Consider the following 22,339-nt stretch of genomic DNA (forward strand, 5'->3'; position numbering starts at 1 on the left):
TGCGGGTCGGGGGCTCAGCGCCCGATCGACCACCAGCCGCGGCGCTTCGGCTTGTCGTCAGCCTCTGCATTGGCAGCCTCGGGCTCGGCTGTCTCGGAGACCGTTTCCGGCACCGGAGCGGGCTCGGGCGCAGGCTCTGCCTCGGGGGCCGCGGGAGCAACCTCCTCGGCGGACGCCTCCTCGACCACGGGCGCAGCCTCCTCGGCCGGCTCCGGTGCCTGTGTCGGTGCCTCCGCGGCAGGCTCTGCCTCGGGCGCGGGCTGGCGCTCGGCCTCGACCGGTACAGGCGCTTCGGCCTCGACCGTCTCGGGAACCTCGGCAACCTCTGCCTCGGGCTGGGCTTCGGACACCGCGGCGCCCTCGGCTTCCGGTGCGGGCGCGGCCACGTCTTCGGCGGCAGGTGCCGGCTCGGAGGCCTCGACCACGGCGGCGCCACTGGTCTCTGCCTCGGCGGGTGCAGCCTCGGTTTCGATGGCGTCTGTGGTTTCGGTCACCACGTCAGCCTTGGGCTTGCGCGAGCGCGACCGGGTGCGGGTCCGCTTGGGCTTGGCCGGAGCGTCGTCGGTCTCGGCCGCAGCGACCTCTTCGGTCGTTGCTTCGCCGGTCGTTTCGGTCGCCGCGTCGGACGGCGTGTCCGTGCCGGGCTCACCATTGTCGTTATCGCCGTTGCCCGACTCGTTGTCAGCGCCGTTCTCGGAGCCGTTCTCGCCCTCGCCGTTCGACTTCTTGGACCGCGAGCGGCGGCGGCGGCGGCGGCGCTTCTTGGGCTTGCCCTCGTCGTCACCGTTGTCACCGTTTTCGCCGCTGTCGCTGTTGTTCTCCGAGCCATTCTCGGTCTCGGAGCCGGTCGAGCCGCTGTCCTCGGTGCTCTCGTCCTCGTCTTCCTCGGCGAGCGCATCCTCGTCGATCTGGTCCATCAGCGAGGTATCGACCGACACCACCGGCGCCAGAACTTCGGCGACGTTGCGCGTGGCGGTCTTGAACTTCTCCATGGTGAAGTCCGGCGAGACCAGGTGCAGGTCACCCTCGATGCGCACGGCCATTCCGTAACGCGCCTCGATCATCGCGACATGCTCACGCTTCTGGTTCATCAGGTAGTTGGCGATGCCCACCGGCACCTTCAGCAGCACCTCGCGCGAGCGGCGGCGCGTGCCCTCTTCCTCGACCTGGCGTAGGATGTTCAGCGCCATGTTGTCGTCCGAGCGCACGAGGCCGGTGCCGTGGCAAGCGTGGCAGGGCTGGGTCGTCGCCTCGATCATGCCGGGACGCAGACGCTGGCGCGACATCTCGAGCAGGCCGAAGCCGGAGATCCGGCCAACCTGGATGCGGGCGCGATCGGTCTTGAGCTTGTCCTTGATCTTCTTCTCGACGGCGGCGTTGTTCTTGCGCTCTTCCATGTCGATGAAGTCGATCACGATCAGACCGGCGAGATCGCGCAGGCGCAGCTGGCGCGCCACCTCTTCGGCGGCCTCGAGGTTGGTCTTGAGCGCTGTCTCCTCGATCGAGCCTTCCTTGGTGGCGCGGCCGGAGTTGACGTCGATCGCAACCAGCGCCTCGGTCACACCGATGACGATGTAACCGCCGGACTTGAGCTGCACCGTCGGGTTGAACATCGAGCTCAGATAGCTCTCGACCTGATAGCGCGCGAAAAGCGGCATCGGGTCGACGTAGTGCTTCACGTTCTTGGCGTGGGACGGCATGATCATCTTCATGAAGTCCTTGGCGATGCGGTAGCCGCGGTCGCCTTCCACGTGAACCTCGTCGATCTCGCGGTTGTAGAGATCGCGGATCGAGCGCTTGATGAGGTCGCCTTCCTCGTAGATCTTGGCCGGCGCGACGCTCTGCAGCGTGAGGGCGCGGATCTGCTCCCAAAGGCGCTGCAGATATTCGTAGTCGCGCTTGATCTCGGTCTTGGTGCGCTTGGCACCGGCGGTCCGGATGATCAGGCCAGCGCCCTTGGGCACATCGATCTCGGTGGCGATCTGCTTGAGCTTGGAGCGGTCGGCGGCGTTGGTGATCTTGCGCGAGATGCCGCCGCCACGGGCGGTATTGGGCATCAGCACGCAGTAGCGACCGGCCAGCGACAGGTAGGTTGTCAGCGCCGCGCCCTTGTTGCCGCGCTCTTCCTTGACCACCTGCACCAGCATGATCTGGCGGACCTTGATGACTTCCTGGATCTTGTACTTGCGCGGCCGCGGCTTGCGCTTGGGCCGGATCTCTTCCTCGGTGTCGTCATCGGCCACCGACTCGATGCTGTCCTCGGTGCCGGCATGGTCGTCGCCGTCATCGGTGTCATCGTCGTCGCTGTCATCCGCGTCGTCGTCGGACGTGTCTTGCGACACGGTCTCTTCGGCCGCCGGAGCGGAGGTGTCCTGCTCGGCGGGCTTGGCCACGGCCTCCTCGCCCGCTTGCGCAGGCTCGTCGGAGACGGGTGCATCCGCCGCGGCGACGGTGTCGGTCGCATCGGCGCTCACGGTTTCCGCCAGCGAGGACGGTGCGTCCTCGTCGGGGATCTCGTCCTCGCCGAGGTCGATGGTCTCCATGCCCTTGATCTCGGACGGATCGGCGCTGGCGGTCTTGTCCTCCGAGCGGGCCTTCTCGGCCTTGGACGAGGTGCGGGAGCGCGAGCGCCGCGACCGCGAACGCTTGGATTTGGGCTGGTCTTCCTCTTCCTCGGCCTCGGCGGCGAGCGCCGCCTCTTCTTCCATCAGGGCCTGACGGTCGGCGACCGGGATCTGGTAGTAATCGGGGTGGATCTCGGAGAACGCGAGGAACCCGTGGCGGTTGCCGCCGTAATCCACGAAGGCCGCCTGAAGCGAGGGCTCTACGCGGGTGACCTTCGCGAGATAGATATTGCCGGCGAGTTGCCGCTTGTTCTCCGATTCAAAGTCGAATTCCTCGACCTTGTTTCCGTCCACCACCACGACGCGGGTTTCCTCCGCGTGGGTGGCGTCGATGAGCATCTTCTTTGCCATGTTGTCCGTCTGCACGGCGCAAGCTCGCTCCTCCCTGGCGGGTGGAGACGGGTTGCGGCGTGGCTTGTCTGGGCGAGTTGCGGCGCGCAGGCACGGGAAGGCAATATGCCTTCACCCGGGTGCCTCGTCTGCGTCGCACGCGTCATCGCGGTTCTTCTCCGACGCTCGTCCGCGTGTCGCGTCCGGCGCCTGTTTGCGGCCCGTCGCCGATGAGCGGTCCGGGCGGTCTTCGGTTGGCCTTGCGGCCCGATCGGTCTGCGCCGGGTCCTTTGTCGGGGACGCGCCGTCGCAGCGAAACTCTGTTGGCCAATGTCCAGCATCGGCCTGTCGGTCAGCATAGAGGATGGGGTGTGGAAAAGACAATATGGAATGTGAGCGTGGGCGGAGATGGCGGGCCCCGGCTGCGACAGGCCATGCAACTTCCCCGCCGCCCCCGCGTTGGACCCTCGAATGCCCGGAAACGGGCCTCTTGAAAGACAGACGGAAAGGAACGGCAGATGATCAACAAATCCGCATCGGCGAACTGGAAAGGTGGCCTGCAAGACGGCACCGGCACGATCTCGACCGAGTCCGGCGTGCTCGACGAGGTGAATTACGGCTTCAAGAAGCGTTTCGAGGGGGAGCCGGGCTCGAACCCCGAAGAACTGGTCGCCGCCGCCCACGCGAGCTGTTTCTCGATGGCGCTGAGCATGATCCTCGGCGACGCCGGCTTCACGGCTGACGACATTTCCACCAAGGCGGTTGTGTCGCTGGAGAAGAAGGATGACGGCTTTGCCATTACCAAGAGCCACCTGACCGTTACCGCAAAGGTGCCGGGCGCGACGGCGGAGGACTTTGCCAAGGCCGCCGAGACCGCCAAGGCCAATTGCCCGATCTCGAAGCTCCTCGATACCGAGATCACCATGGACGCCACGCTGGCGTGACGCTCAGGGACGGAGGGGGCGCTGCCCCCTTCGCGCGCCGGGGCGCGCTAACCCCCGGGATATTTGTGGCCAGAAGAAATCAGGGGCGAAGCGCTCTTGGTTTCTTCTGGCCTCAAATATCCCCGCCGGAGGCATCCGACGGTGACGTCAGCCGAACGCCTTCAGGCGCTTGACGAGCGAGGAGGTGTCCCAGCGCCCGCCGCCCATCTGCTGCACGTCCTTGTAGAACTGGTCGACCAGCGCCGTGACCGGCAAGGCAGCGCCGATCTCTTCGCCGGTTGCGAGGCAGATGGCCAGATCCTTGCGCATCCAGTCGACTGCGAAGCCATGCTCGAACTGATCGTCGAGCATGGTCTCGTAGCGGTTCACCATCTGCCATGACCCCGCGGCGCCGCCGCCGATCACGTCGACCACGGCGCGACCGTCGATGCCCGCCTTCTCGGCGAAGGCCAGCCCCTCGGACAGCCCCTGCACGAGGCCCGCGATGCAGATCTGGTTGACCATCTTGCATTTCTGCCCGGCGCCGCTGTCGCCGATGCGCTTGCAGAGCTTGGCATAGGCGTCGATCACCGGAGCGGCGCGGTCGTAATCGGCCTGATCACCGCCGCACATCACCACCAGCTGACCGGTCTCGGCCCCGGCCTGACCGCCCGAGACCGGCGCGTCGACGAACCCTGCGCCCTGCTCTTTCGCGATGGCGTAGAGCTCGAGGGTCACCATCGAGCTGACCGTGGTGTGGTCGACGAAGAGCGCGCCCTCGCCCATGCCGGCAAAAGCGCCGTCTTCGCCAAGGCAGACCGAGCGCAGGTCGTCATCGTTGCCGACGCAGGCCATGACGAACTCGGCCCCCGCCACGGCCTCGCGCGGGGTCGCGGCCATGGCGCCGCCATGCTCGGCCACCCATTTCTCCGCCTTGGCCGTGCTGCGGTTGTAGACCGTAACCTCGTGCCCCGCCGCCGCCATGTGGCCGGCCATCGGGTATCCCATCACCCCAAGACCCAGGAACGCGCATTTCGCCATGGGTAAACCTCCCGTTATCGCTGTGCTTTGCACTTTGTCGCCGCTGCCCCGCCCCTTGGCAAGGGGGCGGCGGCGCGCTAAGCCCCGGAAAACCGGACAGCAAGGGTTTTCCCAATGGCGACACTCTTTCGATGGCTCCTGAGATTTGCCTCGATGGCGATCATGCTGTCGGTGATCGTGGTGCTGCTTGTCTACTACCTCGCCTCGCGCTCGCTGCCCGAATACGACAAGGACCTTGCCGTAGCGGGCGCGGCTGCCGAGATCGAGATCGTACGCGACAACGCGGCGGTGCCGCATATCTTCGCCCGGAGCGACCGGGATGCCTATTTCGGCCTCGGCTATGCCCATGCCCAGGACCGCATCTGGCAGATGGTGCTGATGCGGCGCACCGCACAGGGGCGTCTGTCGGAGGTGTTCGGACGGCGCACGCTCGACACCGACATCCTGATGCGCCGGCTCGATCTCTACACCGCCGCGACGCGTTCGGTGGACGCACAGGACGCGAGCACCACGCAGGCGCTGCGCGCCTATGCCGCCGGGGTCAACGCCCGCATCGCCGAGATCAACGACCAGAGCCTCGGGCGCGGCGCGCCGGAGTTCTTCCTGTTCAACGCCCCGGTTGCGCCGTGGCAGCCGGCGGATTCGCTCGCGATCGTCAAGCTGATGGCGCTGCAGCTCTCGGGCCAGTTCCGTGACGAGATCCTGCGCGCCCGCACCTCGCTGCTGCTGCCCGACCCGAACCGGCTGGCCGACATCCTGCCCGACATGCCCGGAGACGGCACCGCCGCCCTGCCCGACTACGCCAGCCTGTTCCCGAACCGGGACATGCCGCGCTTCGCGGCGGCAAGCGAAGGCCCGCGCGCCCCGCTCTCGCCGGTGCCCGAGCGTGGGCTGGCGGGCGCATCGAACGCCTTCGCCGCCGCGCCGGACCGCTCGGCCGGTGGCGGCACGCTGCTGGCCAACGATCCGCATCTCGGCCTCACCGCACCCTCGACCTGGTATCTGGCGCGGCTGCAGCTGTCCTCGGGCGGCGTCATCGGCGGCACCATCCCGGGCGTGCCCGCGGTGATGCTCGGGCGCTCGCAGGATCTCGCCTGGGGGCTGACCTCGTCCTATCTCGACGACCAGGACCTGCATATCGAGGAGCTGAACCCGGAGAATTCCGAGCAGTACCGCACCCCCGAGGGCTGGGCGCGGTTCCGCACCCGGCGCTCGATCATCGAGATCAAGGACGACACGCCGGTCACCGTCACCCTGCGCTGGACCGAGAACGGCCCGGTGCTGCCGCGCACCCGCTTCGATCTCGAGACCATCACGCCGCCGGGCCACGTGGTGAGCCTGAACTGGACGGCGCTTGCCGAAGACGACAGCTCGATGAGCGCCGCCATCGGGCTGATGCGCGCGGGAAGCGTCGAGGAGGCGCTGGAGAGCAGCGGACGGTTCGTGGCGCCGTCGCAGATGCTGACGCTGATCGACCGCGACAGCATCGCGATGAAGCTCATTGGCGCGATGCCGGCCCGCGATCCCGCGCATCAGAGCCAAGGCCGCCTGCCCTCGCCCGGCTGGATCGAGGCCAACCGCTGGCAGGGCATGCTGCCCGACAGCGCCAACCCGGTCTGGACCGATCCCGATGGCGGCATCGTCGGCAACACCAACAACAAGATCATCGACCGCCCCTTCCCGATGCATGTGAGCTTCGACTGGGGCGACAGCCAGCGCGTGATGCGCTGGACCCAGCTCATGCAGGGTCGTCAGGTGCACACCCGCGACAGCTTTATCGAGGCGCAGCTCGACACCGTCTCGCCGGCGGCGCGCACGCTGCTGCCGCTTATCGGACGCGACCTGTGGTACACCGGCGAGGCGGCGCCTGACGGCACGCCCGAGCGCCGCCGCCAGCAAGCGCTCGACCTGCTTGCCAACTGGAACGGCGAGATGAACGAGCACCTGCCGGAGCCGCTGATCTATGCCGCCTGGGTGCGGGCACTGCAGGAACGGCTGATCCGCGACGAGCTCGGGCCGCTGGCCGAGCGCTTCAACCACGTGGAGCCGCTGTTCATCGAGCGGGTGTTCCGCAATGTCGATGGCGCGGCGGTCTGGTGCGACGTGATCCGCTCGGTGGTGGTCGAGACCTGCAGCGACATCGCGCGGCAATCGCTCGACGATGCGCTGGTGTGGATCGCCGAGACCTATGGCGGCTCGCTCGAGAGCCTGCGCTGGGGCGACGCGCACCAGGCGCTGCACGCACATGCGGTGTTGGGCGAGATCCCGGTGCTGCGCCACTTCGTGAACATCCGCCAGAACACCAGCGGCGGCGATTTCACGCTGGAGCGCGGCCGCACCTCCGGGCGCGATCCGGAGCCTTTCCTCAACATCCACGCAGCGACCTATCGCGGGGTCTATGATTTCGCCGACCCGGACTCCTCGGTCTTCATCTCGTCGACCGGCCAGTCGGGGCACTTCCTGTCGCGCCATTACGACGATCTCGGCACGCTATGGCGCCGCGGGGAGTACATTCCGATGTCGCTGGATGCGGAACTCGCCCGCGCCGCCTCGATCGGGGTCACGCGGCTGATCCCGGAATGAGCGGCAAGCGGCCGGGCGAGACGCATCTTGCTCCTGCGGATGCGCGCGCGATTGCCCGTGCGGCACTGGCAGAGCAGCGGCCCGGCACGGCGTTCGGGCTTGGCTGCCTGAAGAACACCGACAAGACGCAGCGCGCGCAGGTGTTCTGCGCTGCCTCCCCCGATGAGCGGCTTGTGGTAAAGGTCTACGCGCCCGCGTCCGCCGAGAAGGCCCGCGCGCAGGCGGCGCGTCAGCGCGCCCTTGCCGAGGCGTGGCCAAAGGGCGCCCCCGCGGTGCTGTTCTTCGACGCCGCGCGGCTGGTGCTGGGCATGACGTATGCGGATGGGCCGAGCCTTGCGGCGGTGGTGCCGAAGCTCGCCCAGGAGAACGCCGCACGGCAGCTCGAGGCCGCGGGGCAGTGGCTCGGGCGGTTTCACGGGCTGACTCGCGAGGCGCACCCGTTCCGCCCCAAGGGGCAGATCGCCTGGCTGCACCGGCTGCTGGAGCAACATGACAGCGGCGAACGCACGATCCCCGAAATCGACGCGTTCCGCGCCGAGGTGGCGCGGCTCGAGGCGATGTTCCGCGCCGTGCGCGGCACGCCCTCGCAGCGCGCGGTGACCCATCGCGACCTGCATCTCGCCAACCTCATCGCGACGCGCGAGGGGCTGGTTGGGCTCGATTTCGAAAACGCCAAACCCGACGAGCCGCTGCGGGATCTGGTCTCGCTGCTGATCGACGCGGTGGCGCTCTCGGACGATGCCGAAGCGCTTGATCGGCACGCCGCGGCGCTCTCCAAGGGCTACGGCCCGGTCGGAAGCACGCCCGAGGCGACGGTCTTCCTGCAGCGGCTGTTCGCGCTCGGGGTCTGGGCCAACACCCCGCCCGAGCCGTCGCGGCGGCAGGCGGCGCGGTATCTCTCGGCGCTGCGTCTGATCGCGACCGATCGCGCGCTCTTCGCCAGCTGAGCGCCCCGCTCAGCCTTGGTCGCGGCCGACGATCTCGTGCAGGGCGTCGCGCTTCAGGACCCAGAGCGCACCCGCCGCCACGAGCCCGAGCCCCAGCGTCATCAGGCTGGCGAGGATCACCGTCTCGACCCGCTCCACCGCGAGCACGTCGATATCCGAGATCAGCGACAGCATCTCGAGGATGGTGAACGTCAGCAGCGCGGTGCCGACGAAAGAGCTGCGCGGAATGAAGCGGAACGCGACGGGGAAGCAGAGCAGCGCCAGCGCGATGGTCAGCCATTGCGGCGGCGCGAGAAGCGTCAGCGCCACCGAGGCGGCCGCGCCGAGCAGCGTCGCCAGCGTGCGGATCAGGCTGCGCGAGAACAGCGTGCCATAGGGCGGCATCGACAGGATCACGAAGGTCAGCGGCAGCCAGAAGCCATGCGTACCGAAGGCGCGCTGGCCGAGCCAGACCGCGCTCACCAGCCCGACACCGAAGATCACCCCGAAGGTGAAGCTGTAGACGCGGCTCACCGGCTTCGGCGGTTCGGGCACGCCGACCCTGCTGGCCAGCGAGGTGACGGAGATGCTCCACACCATGCCGGCGAGGTAGATCGCCAAGAGCTGCGGCAGGTTGTCGGAGGGGATCAGCGGCGAGGTGAACAGCGTCCACGTCAGCAATGCCCGCATCGCCGGGCGCGCCAGCCGGTGATGCGCCGCGATGGCGGTCATCGCCGCAAGGCATCCCGCCACCATCAGCGCCATCACCGGATCGGCGATCGCCACCATGCCACCGAGCCCGGTGACCATCGTCGCCAGCAGCGCCACCGGCGCCCCGCCCTCGCGCGCGGCCAGATGCGCCGGCATCGACGCGGCGAAGGCCGCCATACCGATGGGTCCGAAGGCCAGCACCGCCACCAACGGCGGCACGCCCACCGCCAGCATCATGATGCCGACGTCGGACCAGCCCATCTTGCGCGGCCCGTCGATGAACCACGAGGTCACTCGGCTGTGCTCGGCCATGGCAGGGGTCTCTTTCTGCGACTGTCGCGGCGCAGGCTAGCACGCCGCGACCGGCGCGCCACCCCTGCGTGAGATCAGAGCGTCTCGAACTGGGCGCGGTCCTTGGCGGACCAGCGCACCTGAAGCACGAAACCGTCCTCGTCCTGCGCCTCGCCCTGCACCAGCCCCTTCTTGAACAGCCACGAGCGGCGCTTGCCGTCGTCGAAGGCAAGGCGAAGCTCTTCCTCGAGGGTCTCGCCCTGCAGCCGCTCGGTGATGGCCTCGAGCATGGTGTCGAGTCCCTCGCCGGTGAGCGCAGAGACCGCGAAGATGGTCTCTTCGCGCGCCGCACGCTGCAGCACGCCCTCGTGAACATCCGGCGCAAGACGGTCGGTCTTGTTCCACAGCTCGACCAGAGGCACCTCCTCGTCGACCCCGAGGCTGTCGAGGATCGCGGCCACGTCCGCGGCCTGCTCCTCGGTGTTGGGGTGCGAGATGTCGCGCACATGCACGATGATATCCGCGGCCAGCACCTCTTCGAGCGTGGCGCGGAAGGCCGCGACCAGCTCGGTGGGAAGGTCCGAGATGAAGCCCACCGTGTCCGACAGGATCACATCGATGCCCGTGGGCAGCTTCACCGCCCGCATGGTCGGGTCGAGCGTGGCAAAGAGCATGTCCTTGGCCATCACCTCGGCCCCGGTCAGCCGGTTGAAAAGCGTCGACTTGCCGGCGTTGGTGTAGCCCACCAGCGCCACGATCGGGAACGGCACCTTGGCCCGCGCCTTGCGGTGCAGGTCGCGGGTCTTGACCACGCGCTCAAGCTGACGGCGCAGCCGCACGAGTTGCTCGTCAATCGCGCGCCGGTCGGCCTCGATCTGGGTTTCGCCGGGGCCGCCGACGAAGCCGAGCCCGCCGCGCTGCCGTTCAAGGTGGGTCCAGGCCCGCACCAGCCGGGTGCGCTGGTAGCTCAGCGCCGCCATCTCGACCTGCAGAACACCCTCGCGGGTGGCGGCGCGGTCGGAGAAGATCTCGAGAATCAGGCCGGTGCGGTCGAGCAGCTTGACCTTCCATTCCTTCTCGAGGTTGCGTTGCTGCACCGGCGACACCGGACCATCGACGAGCACCAGCTCGACCTCGGCATCCTGGATCTGCTGGCGCAGTTCCTCGATCTTGCCGGTGCCGAAGAGATGTCCGGGATGGGGATCGCGCAGCGGCACGACGGCGCTGCCGACGATCTCGAGGTCGGGAAGCGCCGCGGCCAGAGCCACCGCTTCCTCGAGGGCCATATCCGCGTCGCGCCGATCCCGGTCCGACCGGATGTCAGGATGCAGGACCCACGCGCGGGTCACATGCGTTGCGTGTTCTTTCAATCGTTGCCGTCGCCGTCATAGAGGTTGATCGGCTGCGACGGCATGATGGTCGAGATCGCATGCTTGTAGACAAGCTGGGACTGGCCATCACGGCGCAGCAGCACGCAGAAATTGTCAAACCAGGTGATAACCCCCTGAAGTTTGACGCCGTTGATCAGAAAAACCGTCACCGGAACCTTGGTTTTGCGGACGTGATTAAGGAATGCGTCCTGCAGGTTCTGTCTGTCCGAAGCCATTGAAATTGCCTTTATTCTTGCCCTTTGCCGCTTTGCGGCCTTCCCTCGTTTTGCCGAGTATGTATCGCGTACAGCGGAACTTCCAGTGTAAAAATAGGCCCGTAGCCCCGATCAGCGGTGCCCGCAAGCCCTCTGCCTCACACAGATGCAGGTGTGGGCCGCGGAGCCCCGCCGCCCGTGACGCCACGGAATGCGCCCACGGCCCCGGCCCGAGGCGGCGCGGGACAGCACCTCAGTCGCGCCACAACCCCGGCGTGAGAAGCACGATGATCGCCAGCAGCTCGAGCCGGCCCAGCACCATCGCCGCCCCGAAGGTCAGCTTGGCGCCGCCGCTCAGTCCCGCCAGATCGACCGGCATCTCGGCCGCCGCGCGCAGCAGCGGGCCGCAATTGGTCAGCCCCGCGATGGTGACCGTCATGGCGTTCTCGAAATCCAGCCCGAACAGGCTGAAGACCAGAGAGAACGCGGCGATCGACATCGCGAACATCATGAAGAACACCCAGGCGATGAACGCACCCTGCCGCCGCATCCGCCGCGCCATGACGCCGGAATGGCCGACCGAATGCGGATGCACCAGCCGCTCAAGCTCGCGTTTGCCGGCGAGGAAGAGCGCGTAGATGCGTAGCAGCTTCACGCCGCCCGCGGTGGTGGCGACGCCGCCGCCGATGATCGCCAGCCCCATCAGCATCAGCCCCGGGGTCTCGAGCCCGGACCAGCTGCGCGCCTCGGCCCAGTCGGCGCTCACGAACCCGGTGGTCGACAGGAAGGACAGCGCGGTGAAGATGCCGCCCCAGAGCGCCCGCAGCCCCTGCAGGAGGTTCTGCTCTTCGCCGACGTCGAAGGCGGCGATCCAGTGACGCAGGAACAGCAGCGCCGGCACCACGATGACGAGCGCCAAGCCCATGCGGAACTCGGGATCCTCGCGCAGGCCGGGCCGGTACGAGGCGCCGGTGTCGCCCGAGAAGGTCAGCCGCGACAGCGCAAAGAACAGGAAGCAGAACACGATCATCTCGCCCGCGATGCCCGAAGGCGCCCTGAGCGGTGCCGAAAGCGGCGAGATGCCGGAGGTTGCCATCGTCGACATGGCGTGGCTGACCGCCAGCAACGGCGGGTCGCCCGCGATCATCAGCATGATCCACAGCGCCAGCGTCAGCCCGCAATAGATCGGCACCAGCATGCGCGCAGTGACCGACAGCCGCTCGGCCGGGTCCGACAGGTCGCGCAGGGTGGCCCCGGCATCGACGCTCTGGCCCGGCTCGCCACGGGCGGTGATCTCGAAACCGCCAAGCGTCAGCGGTGCGAGGATCGCCGCCGCCGCCACCCACATCAGCAGACCGCCGAGCCAGCCCACCTGGGCGCGCCAGAGATGCTCGGCCGAGGACAGGCGCGGCGCGTCGAACAGGGTTGCACCGGTGGTGGTGAAGCTCGAGACCATCTCGAAGAAGGCGTTGAGGAAACTGGTCGTGCGCACCGCCTCGTGGAATGGCACCGCCATCACCGCCGGCAGCACGATGAACGCGGTCATCAGCGCCAGCAGCTGGCGCGAGGCGTTCCGGTTGTGCCGCCGTGTGGCCTGGGCAATGGCGATCAGCACGGTGAGCACCAGCCCCACGATGGCGGCGTAGAAGAAGCTGCGCGCGTCGTGATACTCGCCCTCGGAGAGCGACACCGCCGCCGGCAGGATCATCGAGGCGCAGACGATCCCGGTCAGCAGGAGCAGCAGCGGCGTTCGGGACAGCGCGCGCATCGGCCTAGAAGAAATCGATCGAGACCTGGAGCAGCCGCTCGACCTGCGCCACGTCCTTGGCCAGCGCGAAGATCACCACGCGGTCGCCATCCTCGATGCGCAGGTCGCCGGTGATCTTGACCACCTTGTCTCCCTTGCGCACCGCGCCCACCAGCACGCCCTCGGGAAAGTCGATCTCGCGGATCATCTTGCCGGCCAGCGACGAGGTCGAGAGCACCTCGGCCTCGATCACCTCGGCCTCGGCATCGCCAATCGAGTAGACCGAACGCACCCGCCCGTGGCGGATGTGGCGCAGGATCGAGCTCACCGTGGTGGCGCGGGGGTTGATATAGGCGTCGACGCCCAGCGGCTCCATCAGCGGCACCATGGTGGGGTCGTTGACCAGCGCAATGGCCATCGGGCAACCTGCCGCCTTGGCGCGCACCGCCGCCAGCATGTTGGTCTTGTCGTCGTCGGTGACGCAGAGCACCGCGTCGGCGCGGTCGATGCCGGCCTCGGCCAGCAGCGCCGCGTCGAGCCCGTCGCCATGCAGCACGATGGTCCGCTCGAGCGCATCGGCCGCGCGCTCGGCCCGCCTGCGGTCGCGCTCGATCACCTTCGCGCGGATGCGCTCGGTGCGTTTCTCGAGCGCGCTGGCCACGGCAAGGCCCACGTTGCCGCCGCCGATCACCACCACCCGCTCCTGCTTGCGCAGCGACTTGCCGAAGATCTCGAGGGTGCGGCGGATATCCTCGTGATGCACCACCACGTAGCAGGAATCGCCTGCGAAAAGCTGGTCGCCCGGCTCTGGCGCGAAAAGCGTGCCCTCGCGGCGCACGCCCACCACCACCGCGCGCAGGGTCGAGAACAGGTCGGAAAGCTGGCGCAACGGCGTGTTCACGATCGGGCAGTCATCGTCGATGGTCAGACCCAGCAGCTGGGCATCGCCCTGCAGGAAGCGCTCGGTGTCGAAGGCCGCCGGCGCCGAGAGACGCTGCTGCGCCGCCTCGGCGACCTCGCGCTCGGGGCTGATCACCACGTCGATGGGCATGTGATCGCGGCGGTAGAGATCGGAATAGATCGCCGTGAGGTAGGATTGCGAGCGCAGCCGCGCCACCTTGCGCGGGATCGCGAAGACCGAGTGGGCCACCTGGCAGGTGACCATGTTGACCTCGTCGGAATGGGTGGCGGCGATGATCATGTCGGCATCGCGCGCACCGGCCTTTTCGAGCACGTCCGGGTAGGAGGCGAAGCCCGCGATTCCCTGCACGTCGAGCGTATCGGTGGCACGGCGGACGAGATCGGGGTTGCTGTCGACGACGGTGACGTCGTTGCGCTCGCCCGAGAGGTGCCGGGCGATCTGCCATCCGACCTGCCCCGCCCCGCAAATGATGACCTTCATCCGTTCCTCGTGGTTGGCCCAAGACGTCTCGTTGGCATGACACGGGCGCGCCAGAGCGTCAACGGGCGGTTGCCCTCAGGGCCGCCGGACGGGCGGGACTGCGGCCTTTGAAGGCGGTCCGAGCGCGCTTGGGCCGATGCCTCGCGGCGCGGCATCTGGTGGGCCGATGAGGGGCGCTGCCCCTCAAACTCCCCGGGATATTTCGAGCCAGAAGAAGACCTGCCGGCGTCAGGTCCCGGCCCTCGCGCGGGCTTTCCACGCGGCGTGCCACGCGCGCACGGCCGCGCGGGACTCCCAGTGGTAGTCGGGGTCTTCGGTGACGCTGCCGACCCAGAGACGGCCCTGCCCCGTGCGCCAGGGATCGAGCACCAGCCCGCTTTCCATCGGCGCGCCGCTGGCGGTGACGATCACCGTGGCATGCTCGAGCTTGAGGTTGCGGGCATTTGCGATGGCCCTGTGCAACTCGAGGGTGCGGAACCGTTCGCCGGCCAGCGCGATCTCGAGCGCGTCGGCGAAATCCTGGCACACGCCCTTGTCACGCAATCCGTTGACGACCTTGAAATTGTGCACCAGCGGCGGGTCGGTCACCTGCCAGTCGCGGGCGCGCGCGAGCGGCACCTCGACCGCGATGCGGGCGGCGCGGGCCGCCTCGGCGGGGTCGACCGAGTGGCCAAGCGCCAGCAGCGCCCGGGTGAGCTCGGCGACCCTCGCCTCGCGGGCCTCGGTGGCGGCGGCGGGCGGCGCGGCGAGGCTTCCTTTTGTCGACACCGTCGCGCCGCAGCCTGCGAGCAACAGCGCCAGCGCGAGCAGCGCCGCGTCAGCCTGCCTGCTGGACATGGTCCTCGTCCACATAGGCCATGCGGCCGCCGGATTTCGAGCCGGTCACCACGCCCAGCGACTTCAGCTTGCGGTGCAGCGCCGAGCGCTCCATGCCGACGAAGGCGGCGGTGCGGGAGATGTTGCCGCCGAAGCGGTTGATCTGGGTCAGCAGGTACTCGCGCTCGAAGGCCTCGCGGGCCTCGCGCAGCGGCAGCGTCGCCAGCGTGCCCGAGAGCACCACGCGGCCCTCCTCCTCGACGCCCGAGGGCGCATCCTGCGGCAGTTCGCGGGCCTCGATCGGACCGGTGCCCTCGCCGAGGATCAGCACCCGCTCGACAAGGTTCTTGAGCTGGCGCACGTTGCCGGGCCAGACCATGGTCTGCATCAACGCCACCGCGTCCTCGGAGAGCGGGCGCACCGGCAGGCCCTGGCTCTTGTTGCAGGCCTCGATGAAATGCGCCGCCAGCATCGGGATGTCCTCGCGCCGGTCCTCGAGGCTCGGCACCGCGATCGGCACCACGTTGAGCCGGTGGTAGAGTTCCTGCCGGAAGCGGCCGGCATCGATCTCGGCGTCAAGATCGCGGTTGGTGGAGGAGATCACCCGCAGATCGACGCGCACCTTGTCGGAGCCGCCAACCCGGGTGAAGGACTGGTCCACCAGCACGCGCAGGATCTTGGACTGGGTGCCGCCCGGCATGTCGGCAACCTCGTCGAAATAGATCACCCCGCCATGCGCCTGCTCCAGGAGGCCCGGCTCGATGCCGCGCTCGGGGCTTTCCCGTCCGAACAGCACCTCTTCCATGGTCTCGGGCTCGACCCCGGCGCAGTTGACCGTCACGAAGGGCGCCTGCGCGCGGCCTGAATTGGCATGGATGTAGCGCGCCGCCACCTCCTTGCCCGATCCCGCCGGGCCGGTGAGCATCACCCGTCCGTTGGACTTGGTCACCTTGTCGAGCTGGCTCACCAGCGCCCGGAAGGCGGCGCTGTCGCCGACCATCTGCGCCACCTCGGTCTCGCGGCGCTTGAGCTTCTGGTTCTCGCGGCGCAGGCGCGAGGTCTCCATGGCGCGGCGGATCACCACCAGCAGCTGGTCGATGTTGAACGGCTTCTCGATGAAGTCATAGGCACCCTGCTTGATCGCCGCGACGGCGATCTCGATATTGCCGTGGCCCGAGATGATGATGATCGGGATATCGGGGTTGTCGCGCTTGACGGTCTTGAGGATGTCGATGCCGTCCATCTTGCTGTCCTTCAGCCAGATGTCGAGGATCATCAGCCCGGGCGGCTCGGCGTTTACCTCGGTCATCGCCTCGGAGCTGTTGGCCGCCAGCCGGGTGCTGAAGCCCTCGTCCTCGAGGATGTCCCCGATCAGCTCGCGGATGTCGCGCTCGTCGTCGACGATCAGGATGTCACTCATGTCTGCCCCTCTAACTCTGCAATGATCTTCTGCTTCTGCGCCGGATCCGCCGGCATCGACCCGAGCGGCAGGCGGATCACCGCCATCGCCCCGGCATGGGTGTCGCCGTCGAAGAGCGGCGCGTCCTCGAGGGCGAGGCTGCCGCCATGCTCCTCGATGATTTTCTTCACGATGGGCAGGCCGAGGCCGGTACCCTTGTCGCGGGTGGTGACGTAGGGCTCGAAGAGCCGCGCCCGGTCCTCCGGCAGGCCGATGCCGTTGTCCATCACCCGGATCAGCGCGCGGCCGTCCTCTTGCGTGAGGCTGACGCGGATCTCCGGGGCGTAGTCCTCGGGCGCGCCGCCTTCGACACGCGACTCGATCGCCTCGCCGGCGTTCTTGATGATGTTGGTCAGCGCCTGCCCGATCATCGTGGCATCAAGCTCGGCAGGCATCTCGCCCTCAGGCAGGTCGATGACGAAGCGCACGTCGGGCTGGCCGGTCTCCTGCAGCAGCGCCGCACCGCGCAGCAGCGTCACCACGTCCTCGGGGCGGCGCTCGGGCTCGGGCATGCGGGCGAACTTGGAGAACTCGTCGACGATGCGGCGCAGGTCCTCGGTCTGGCGCACGATGACCTCGGTCATCTGGTCCAGCTTCTCGGCATCCTCGCCCTGCATCTGGCGGCCGAACTTGCGCTTGATACGCTCCGCCGAGAGCCGGATCGGGGTCAGCGGGTTCTTGATCTCGTGGGCGATGCGGCGCGCCACGTCGCCCCACGCGGCCATACGCTGCGCACTGACCAGATCGGTCACGTCATCGAAGGCGACCACGTAGCCCTCGAGCGAGCCGTCGTCGCGGCGGCGCAGCGACATGCGCACCAGCAAGTGCTCGAGCCGCCCCTCGCGGCTGACCTTGACCTCTTCCTGCGCGGTCTCCTGCCCGGTCGCCATCAGCTTGTCGAACAGCGCCCCGAACTCGGGCACGGCGACGGTGATCGGCACTTCGGACTTGGTTTCGTGCCATCCCAGCAGGCGCTCGGCGGAGCGGTTCACGAAGGTGACGCGACCACTGTCATCGAGCCCGACCACGCCGGAGGTGACCGAGTAGAGCACGCTGTCGAAGAGCCGCTGGCGGCGCTCGATCTGGCGGGTGTTCTCGAGCAGGGTCTCGCGCTGCGCCTTGAGCTGGCGGGTCATCTGGTTGAAGTAGCGTCCGAGCATCGAGATCTCGTCGTCGCCCTCTTCTTCCTTCACCTGCACGTCAAGATCGCCCGCGCCAACGCGCTGCGCGGCGCCGGTCAGACGGCCGACCGGGCGCGACAGGCGCTCGGCAAACCACAGGCCGAGCCATGTGGCGGCGAGGATCAGCAGTACGGCGAAGCCAAGATAGAGCAGCGCGAAGTCGAACAGGCGGCGCCCGCGCTCGCTTTCCTGCTGCTGGTAGAACTGTGCCGTGGCCTGGGTTTCATCCAGCAGGTTCAGAAGGTTACCGTCGACGGCGCGGCTGACATACAGATAGCGGTCGGCATAGGCATCCAGCGGGGTGAGCGCGCGCAGCTCGTGATTGTCCCAGTCGGGGATCATCACCACGCCCTCGTCCTCGGCAAGCGCGAACTGGGCGATGGTGGGCTGTTCGTAGTCGAAGAGGTAGGAGCGTTCGCCCCGGGCGCGGATTTCGCCGGCGCCGTCGATCACGTAGGCTTCGCGCAGGCCGCGTTGCACCTGCCCCTGCCCCTGCGCGAGGATCTGGCGGATGTCACCGTCATCGAAAGCGAAGTTGGCACGGCGGGCGTTGTCGACGAAGCGCGCCAGCGCGTCGACGTCCTCGGCCAGGCCGCGGCGCTGCTCTTCCTCATAGGCCTCGGCAGCGGCGAGCGAGGCACCAACGACGTTCTGCACCCGGCTCGAGAACCAGGTTTCGAGGCCGATATTGATGGTGAGCACGGCGAAGACCGCGACCGTCACCGTGGGCAGCAGCGCCATCAGCGCGAACACCCCGGTCAGGCGCAGGTGCAGGCGCGAGCCCGCGGATTGCGCCCGGCGGTCGGCGATCATCCGGGCGACGCGGGCCAGGACCAGCGTCGCCAGAAGCAGGACGTAGATCAGATCGGCCAGAAGGACGAGGCTGAGGCTCAGTTCCGGCCCGCTGCCCTTGTCGAGCGGGCCAAGCGCGATGAAGGTCATCAGCGCCAGCAGCGGGCCGAGGATCACGAGACCCAGGGCCGCGATGTTCTGTACCATGCGCTGACGCCGCAGACGGGCCAGCTTTGACCACGCCGCGCTGCGCGAGACTGATTTCCGTGCCCGGATGGCCACAGGCCGACCTCATCCTGATGTGCTGCTCGATGCAGCGAACCGCCATATCTTGTGGCTTCTTCGCCACTTTCGCCGAAAGCCAAGCAGCGCGGCCACATCTCTGTGGCGGTTTTACATCAGTTTGCGGCGGCGTGTCACGCGAATATCGAGGTCGGTGATCTTCTTTCTCAGCGTATTTCTGTTGATTCCCAAAAGATCGGCACATTTCGCCTGATTGCCGCCGGTCGCCTCCAGCGCGATCTCGATCAGGGGCGCCTCGACCTCTTTGAGGATGCGCGCGTAAAGCCCCGGAGGCGGCAGCATGTTGCCGTGCAGGTCGAAATAGCGGCGCAAGTGGCGGGCCACCGAGGTGCCGAGTTTCTCGGCATCGCCGCCGCGCAGGATCGGACCCGTGTCGGGCTGGTTGCCCAGCACCGCCTCGACCTCGGGGCGGCTGATCTCTTCGGCGCGGCTGGTCAGGCTCAGGCGGCGCACGGAGTTCTCGAGCTGGCGCACGTTGCCCGGCCAGCTGTAGGCGCGGAAGAGCTCGGCCGCATCCGCCGAGAGCCAGCGCTTGGGCGCGCCCTCACGCTCGGCGCGGGCGAGGAAGTGGTCGGTGAGCAGCGCGATGTCCTCGACCCGCTCGCGCAGGCTCGGCACGTTGATGGTCGCGCCCGAGAGGCGATAGTAGAGATCCTGACGCACATGACCCTCTTCCATCGCCTGCGCCAGATCACCCTGCGAGGTCGCCATGAAGCGCGGCACGTGTTCGCCGGGGATATCCATCATCCGCACGACGCGGGCCTGGATCTCGTCGGGGATGTCGGTGATCTCGTCGATCAGCAGAGTCCCGCCCTTGACCCGCGCGAGCACCCGCGCCGGCCCCTCGAGATCCGACAGGTCGGCCCCGGTGACGGTGACGAAGGGCAGCGTGCGGCGGTCGGAGAAATCGTGGATCGCCCGCGCGATCAGGCTCTTGCCGGTGCCGCTCTCGCCCGAGATCAGGACAGGCAGATCGGTGTTCATCACCCGCGCCACGAGGCGGTAGAGCGCCTGCATCGCCGGGGTCTTGCCGACCAGCGGCAGCTCGTCCGGGCCGTCGGCACCGATCGTCGCCACCTCTTCGCGCTTCGGCGTGCGGTTGCGATTGTCGAGCGCCTTGGCGGTGCGCTTCATCAGGTCTGGCAGGTCGAAAGGCTTGGGCAGGTAATCATAGGCCTCGGCCTCGGCGGCCTGGATCGCGGTCATGATGGTGTTCTGCGCCGAGATCACGATCACCGGCAGCTCGGGCCGGTCCTGATGGATCTTCGGCAGCATCTCGAGCCCGTTGCCATCGGGCATGACCACGTCCGAGATCACCACGTCGCCCTTCCCTTCGCCGACCCAGCGCATCAGCGTGGTCAGCGACGAGGTCGCGTGCACCTTGCAGCCGGCCCGGGTCAGGGCCTGGGTCAGGACCGTGCGGATGGTGCGGTCGTCATCTGCGACAAGAACGGTGCCGTCCATTAGCTCTTCTCCTCAGTCTCGCGCGGGGCGCGCGGAAGCGAAATGCGAAAGACCGTGCGGCCGGGGACGGAGTCCACCGAGATCCAGCCGTCATGGTCGGATATGATCTTGGACACCAGCGCGAGGCCGAGGCCGGTGCCGTTCTCCTTGCCCGAGACGAACGGGTCGAACACGTCGCCCTTGATGTCGTCCGGCAGGCCGGGGCCGTCGTCGATCACCTCGATCTGCAGCGGCAGCTTCTGGGTCGAGCCATCGGCCCGGCGCATGCGGAAGGAATGCTCGTAGAAGGTGCGCAGGCGGATCGTGCCGCCGGCCTTCTGGTCCGCCGCCTCGGCCGAGTTCTTCAGCAGGTTCAGAACCACCTGCAAAAGCTGGTCTGGATCGCCGTAGGCGAGCGGCAGCGAGGGGTCGTATTCCTCGATGAATTTCATGTGCGCCCCGGCCCCGAGCTGCGTCGAGCGCCGCGCCCGGTCGAGCACGTCGTGGATGTTCACGGGCTTCTTCTCGGGGGCCGAAAGGTTGCCGAACTGCTCGACCTGTTCGAGCAGCTTCACGATGCGGCGCGTCTCGGCAACGATGAGGTCGGTGAGCTCGAGGTCGTCCTTGCTGAGGCTCATGCTCAGGAGCTGCGCCGCGCCGGCGATGCCGGCGAGCGGGTTCTTGATCTCGTGCGCCAGCATCTCGGCCATGCCGATGGCCGATTTGGCCGCCGATTTCACCGAATGGCTCTGGGTCATCCGCCCGGCAAGCTCGCGCGGGGAGATCAGCATGATGAACCAGCCGGGATGGCTCTGGACCGGCGCGATCTGCAGGTTGCAGACCAGCGGCGGGCGCGCCCCGGTGCCCACGTCGACATCGTTGACGAAGAGCGGCGTGCCATTCTCGCGCGCCCGGGCAAGGCTTTCCTCGAGCGGCGCGTCGACCGCAAGCCGATCCCAGATCGGCTGCCCGATCAGCCACTTGGCCGAGTTGTTCATGAAGCCTTCGGCGGCCGGATTCATGTCGGCGATGCGCTCCTCGGCGTCCAGAAGGATCGCCGGGATCGGCAGGGAGGACCAGAGCTGGCCTTGGATCTCGGTGTTCATGCGGCCTCCTCGAGGGCCTCTTCAAGCGCCGGCTTGAGCAATGCACCGACCCGGGAGGGGTCGCGCTCGGTCAGCACCTTGCGGCGCATCGCGGCATCGGTGCCGGCGGCGTCCATGTACCAGCCCAGATGCTTGCGTGCGCAGCGCACGCCAAGCTCGGGGCCGTAGAAATCGATCATCCGGTCATAGTGCTCGCGCACAAGATCGGTCAGAGCCGCACCCTCGGGGATCTCGGGCAGCGGCGCTCCGTAGAGCGCGTGGGCGATTTCGGCCAGGCGCCACGGCGCCCCCTGCGCCCCGCGCCCGACCATCACGCCATCAGCGCCCGACAGCCGCAGCGCCTCGCGGGCGCTTGCCGCGTCGGTGATGTCGCCATTGGCGACCAGCGGCACACTGACCGCCTCTTTCACCTTGCGGATGGCCGCCCAGTCGGCGCGACCCTTGTAGAACTGGCAGCGGGTGCGGCCGTGGATCACGATCATCCGGATGCCCGCCGCCTCGGCCCGGGCCGCAAGTTCGGGCGCGTTCAGGCTGCCATCGTCCCAGCCCAGCCGGGTCTTGAGCGTCACCGGCAGATCCACTGCCGCGACCACGGCCTCGATCAACCGTAGGGCGTGGTCGGGATCGCGCATCAGCGCGGACCCAGAGTAGCCGCCGGTGACCTTCTTGGCCGGGCAGCCCATGTTGATGTCGATCACCCGCGCGCCCATGTCGGCGACCATGCGCGCCGCCTCTGCCATCGGCTCGGGGGCGCGGCCGGCGATCTGGACCGAGGTGTTCTCGATCGCGGCGCCAAGCTCGGCCTTTTCGCGGGTGCCGGGGCGTGCGGTGAGGAACTCGCCGCTGGCGATCATTTCGGACACGACAAGCCCCGCGCCCCATCGCGACACGAGGGTGCGGAAGGGCAGATCGGTGATTCCCGCCAGCGGGGCCAGCAGGACGGGGGGAGTGATCGACCTGTCTCCGAGGAGGATACTCAAGCGCCTATTCCTTGTGCAGATGCTTGTGAGGTAACCTGTGATGTCGCGACATTCAATTGCCCAAAGGGTTTATCGCCCCATCTCATCGCAGCTTGC

Annotated in this window: 16 protein-coding genes; 3 read left to right on the forward strand and 13 right to left on the reverse strand. The window is 67.9% G+C overall.

What is annotated here, in order from left to right:
- Positions 1-14: 14 nt before the first annotated feature.
- The gene (locus tag JF542_RS04560; protein ID WP_207074891.1) at positions 15-2,975 is read right to left on the reverse strand and encodes an Rne/Rng family ribonuclease; all 2,961 of its coding nucleotides are present in this window, start codon (positions 2,973-2,975) and stop codon (positions 15-17) included.
- Between the two features lie 497 nt (positions 2,976-3,472).
- Between JF542_RS04560 and JF542_RS04565 the strand changes: the two genes are divergently transcribed.
- A complete protein-coding gene (locus JF542_RS04565) occupies positions 3,473-3,898 on the forward strand; it encodes an OsmC family protein (RefSeq protein ID WP_207074892.1) in 426 nt (141 codons plus the stop codon).
- Positions 3,899-4,045: 147 nt separating this feature from the next.
- Here the strand turns inward: JF542_RS04565 and JF542_RS04570 are convergent, their stop codons facing one another.
- Positions 4,046-4,918, reverse strand: a complete 873-nt coding sequence (locus JF542_RS04570; RefSeq protein WP_207074893.1) for an NAD(P)-dependent oxidoreductase — start codon at positions 4,916-4,918, stop codon at positions 4,046-4,048.
- Positions 4,919-5,032: 114 nt separating this feature from the next.
- Between JF542_RS04570 and JF542_RS04575 the strand changes: the two genes are divergently transcribed.
- Entirely contained in the window at positions 5,033-7,501 is a 2,469-nt protein-coding gene (locus JF542_RS04575) for a penicillin acylase family protein (protein ID WP_207074894.1), read from the forward strand.
- Positions 7,498-8,448, forward strand: coding sequence for a phosphotransferase family protein (locus JF542_RS04580; protein ID WP_207074895.1), 951 nt, complete (start codon positions 7,498-7,500; stop codon positions 8,446-8,448). The genes JF542_RS04575 and JF542_RS04580 overlap by 4 nt, the downstream gene beginning before the upstream one ends.
- Positions 8,449-8,457: 9 nt before the next feature.
- On the opposite strand, the gene JF542_RS04585 is transcribed toward JF542_RS04580, so the two are convergent.
- From JF542_RS04585 to dusB, 11 genes are all read right to left on the reverse strand, one after another.
- The gene (locus JF542_RS04585) at positions 8,458-9,450 is read right to left on the reverse strand and encodes an FUSC family protein (protein ID WP_007800963.1); all 993 of its coding nucleotides are present in this window, start codon (positions 9,448-9,450) and stop codon (positions 8,458-8,460) included.
- 74 nt (positions 9,451-9,524) lie between these two features.
- The gene (gene hflX, locus JF542_RS04590; protein WP_207074941.1) at positions 9,525-10,778 is read right to left on the reverse strand and encodes a GTPase HflX; all 1,254 of its coding nucleotides are present in this window, start codon (positions 10,776-10,778) and stop codon (positions 9,525-9,527) included.
- A gap of 17 nt (positions 10,779-10,795) precedes the next feature.
- Positions 10,796-11,035 carry an RNA chaperone Hfq gene (hfq, locus tag JF542_RS04595; protein WP_007800966.1) on the reverse strand — a complete coding sequence of 80 codons (240 nt, stop codon included), beginning with the start codon at positions 11,033-11,035 and terminating at the stop codon, positions 10,796-10,798.
- A 232-nt stretch (positions 11,036-11,267) separates the two neighbouring features.
- Positions 11,268-12,782, reverse strand: coding sequence for a TrkH family potassium uptake protein (locus JF542_RS04600; protein WP_207074896.1), 1,515 nt, complete (start codon positions 12,780-12,782; stop codon positions 11,268-11,270).
- A 4-nt stretch (positions 12,783-12,786) separates the two neighbouring features.
- Entirely contained in the window at positions 12,787-14,163 is a 1,377-nt protein-coding gene (gene trkA / locus JF542_RS04605) for a Trk system potassium transporter TrkA (protein WP_007800970.1), read from the reverse strand.
- A 228-nt stretch (positions 14,164-14,391) separates the two neighbouring features.
- Positions 14,392-15,000 carry a hypothetical protein gene (locus tag JF542_RS04610; RefSeq protein WP_207074897.1) on the reverse strand — a complete coding sequence of 203 codons (609 nt, stop codon included), beginning with the start codon at positions 14,998-15,000 and terminating at the stop codon, positions 14,392-14,394.
- Positions 14,981-16,399: a nitrogen assimilation response regulator NtrX gene (ntrX, locus tag JF542_RS04615; RefSeq protein ID WP_007800974.1), complete on the reverse strand. Its 1,419-nt coding sequence runs from the start codon at positions 16,397-16,399 to the stop codon at positions 14,981-14,983. Before ntrX ends, JF542_RS04610 begins: the two co-directional genes overlap by 20 nt.
- Positions 16,396-18,618 (reverse strand): sensor histidine kinase NtrY-like, encoded by a 2,223-nt coding sequence (locus tag JF542_RS04620; protein ID WP_207074898.1) that lies wholly within the window; start codon positions 18,616-18,618, stop codon positions 16,396-16,398. Before JF542_RS04620 ends, ntrX begins: the two co-directional genes overlap by 4 nt.
- A gap of 186 nt (positions 18,619-18,804) precedes the next feature.
- On the reverse strand, positions 18,805-20,178 hold the full coding sequence (locus tag JF542_RS04625) for a response regulator (RefSeq protein ID WP_007800978.1): 1,374 nt from the start codon (positions 20,176-20,178) through the stop codon (positions 18,805-18,807).
- Positions 20,178-21,263: a two-component system sensor histidine kinase NtrB gene (locus JF542_RS04630; RefSeq protein WP_007800980.1), complete on the reverse strand. Its 1,086-nt coding sequence runs from the start codon at positions 21,261-21,263 to the stop codon at positions 20,178-20,180. Before JF542_RS04630 ends, JF542_RS04625 begins: the two co-directional genes overlap by 1 nt.
- The gene (dusB, locus tag JF542_RS04635) at positions 21,260-22,243 is read right to left on the reverse strand and encodes a tRNA dihydrouridine synthase DusB (protein WP_007800982.1); all 984 of its coding nucleotides are present in this window, start codon (positions 22,241-22,243) and stop codon (positions 21,260-21,262) included. Before dusB ends, JF542_RS04630 begins: the two co-directional genes overlap by 4 nt.
- Positions 22,244-22,339: the final 96 nt, after the last annotated feature.

It is taken from the genome of Salipiger bermudensis (assembly GCF_017309175.1).
GTDB lineage: Bacteria > Pseudomonadota > Alphaproteobacteria > Rhodobacterales > Rhodobacteraceae > Salipiger > Salipiger bermudensis.

Excerpts from the sequence above, each read along its gene's own strand:
- JF542_RS04560 (WP_207074891.1), bottom strand. The coding sequence starts at position 2,975 with ATGGCAAAGAAGATGCTCATCGACGCCACCCACGCGGAGGAAACCCGC.
- JF542_RS04565 (WP_207074892.1), top strand. The coding sequence starts at position 3,473 with ATGATCAACAAATCCGCATCGGCGAACTGGAAAGGTGGCCTGCAAGAC.
- JF542_RS04570 (WP_207074893.1), bottom strand. The coding sequence starts at position 4,918 with ATGGCGAAATGCGCGTTCCTGGGTCTTGGGGTGATGGGATACCCGATG.
- JF542_RS04575 (WP_207074894.1), top strand. The coding sequence starts at position 5,033 with ATGGCGACACTCTTTCGATGGCTCCTGAGATTTGCCTCGATGGCGATC.
- JF542_RS04580 (WP_207074895.1), top strand. The coding sequence starts at position 7,498 with ATGAGCGGCAAGCGGCCGGGCGAGACGCATCTTGCTCCTGCGGATGCG.
- JF542_RS04585 (WP_007800963.1), bottom strand. The coding sequence starts at position 9,450 with ATGGCCGAGCACAGCCGAGTGACCTCGTGGTTCATCGACGGGCCGCGC.
- hfq (WP_007800966.1), bottom strand. The coding sequence starts at position 11,035 with ATGGCTTCGGACAGACAGAACCTGCAGGACGCATTCCTTAATCACGTC.
- JF542_RS04600 (WP_207074896.1), bottom strand. The coding sequence starts at position 12,782 with ATGCGCGCGCTGTCCCGAACGCCGCTGCTGCTCCTGCTGACCGGGATC.
- trkA (WP_007800970.1), bottom strand. The coding sequence starts at position 14,163 with ATGAAGGTCATCATTTGCGGGGCGGGGCAGGTCGGATGGCAGATCGCC.
- JF542_RS04610 (WP_207074897.1), bottom strand. The coding sequence starts at position 15,000 with ATGTCCAGCAGGCAGGCTGACGCGGCGCTGCTCGCGCTGGCGCTGTTG.
- ntrX (WP_007800974.1), bottom strand. The coding sequence starts at position 16,399 with ATGAGTGACATCCTGATCGTCGACGACGAGCGCGACATCCGCGAGCTG.
- JF542_RS04620 (WP_207074898.1), bottom strand. The coding sequence starts at position 18,618 with ATGGTACAGAACATCGCGGCCCTGGGTCTCGTGATCCTCGGCCCGCTG.
- JF542_RS04625 (WP_007800978.1), bottom strand. The coding sequence starts at position 20,178 with ATGGACGGCACCGTTCTTGTCGCAGATGACGACCGCACCATCCGCACG.
- JF542_RS04630 (WP_007800980.1), bottom strand. The coding sequence starts at position 21,263 with ATGAACACCGAGATCCAAGGCCAGCTCTGGTCCTCCCTGCCGATCCCG.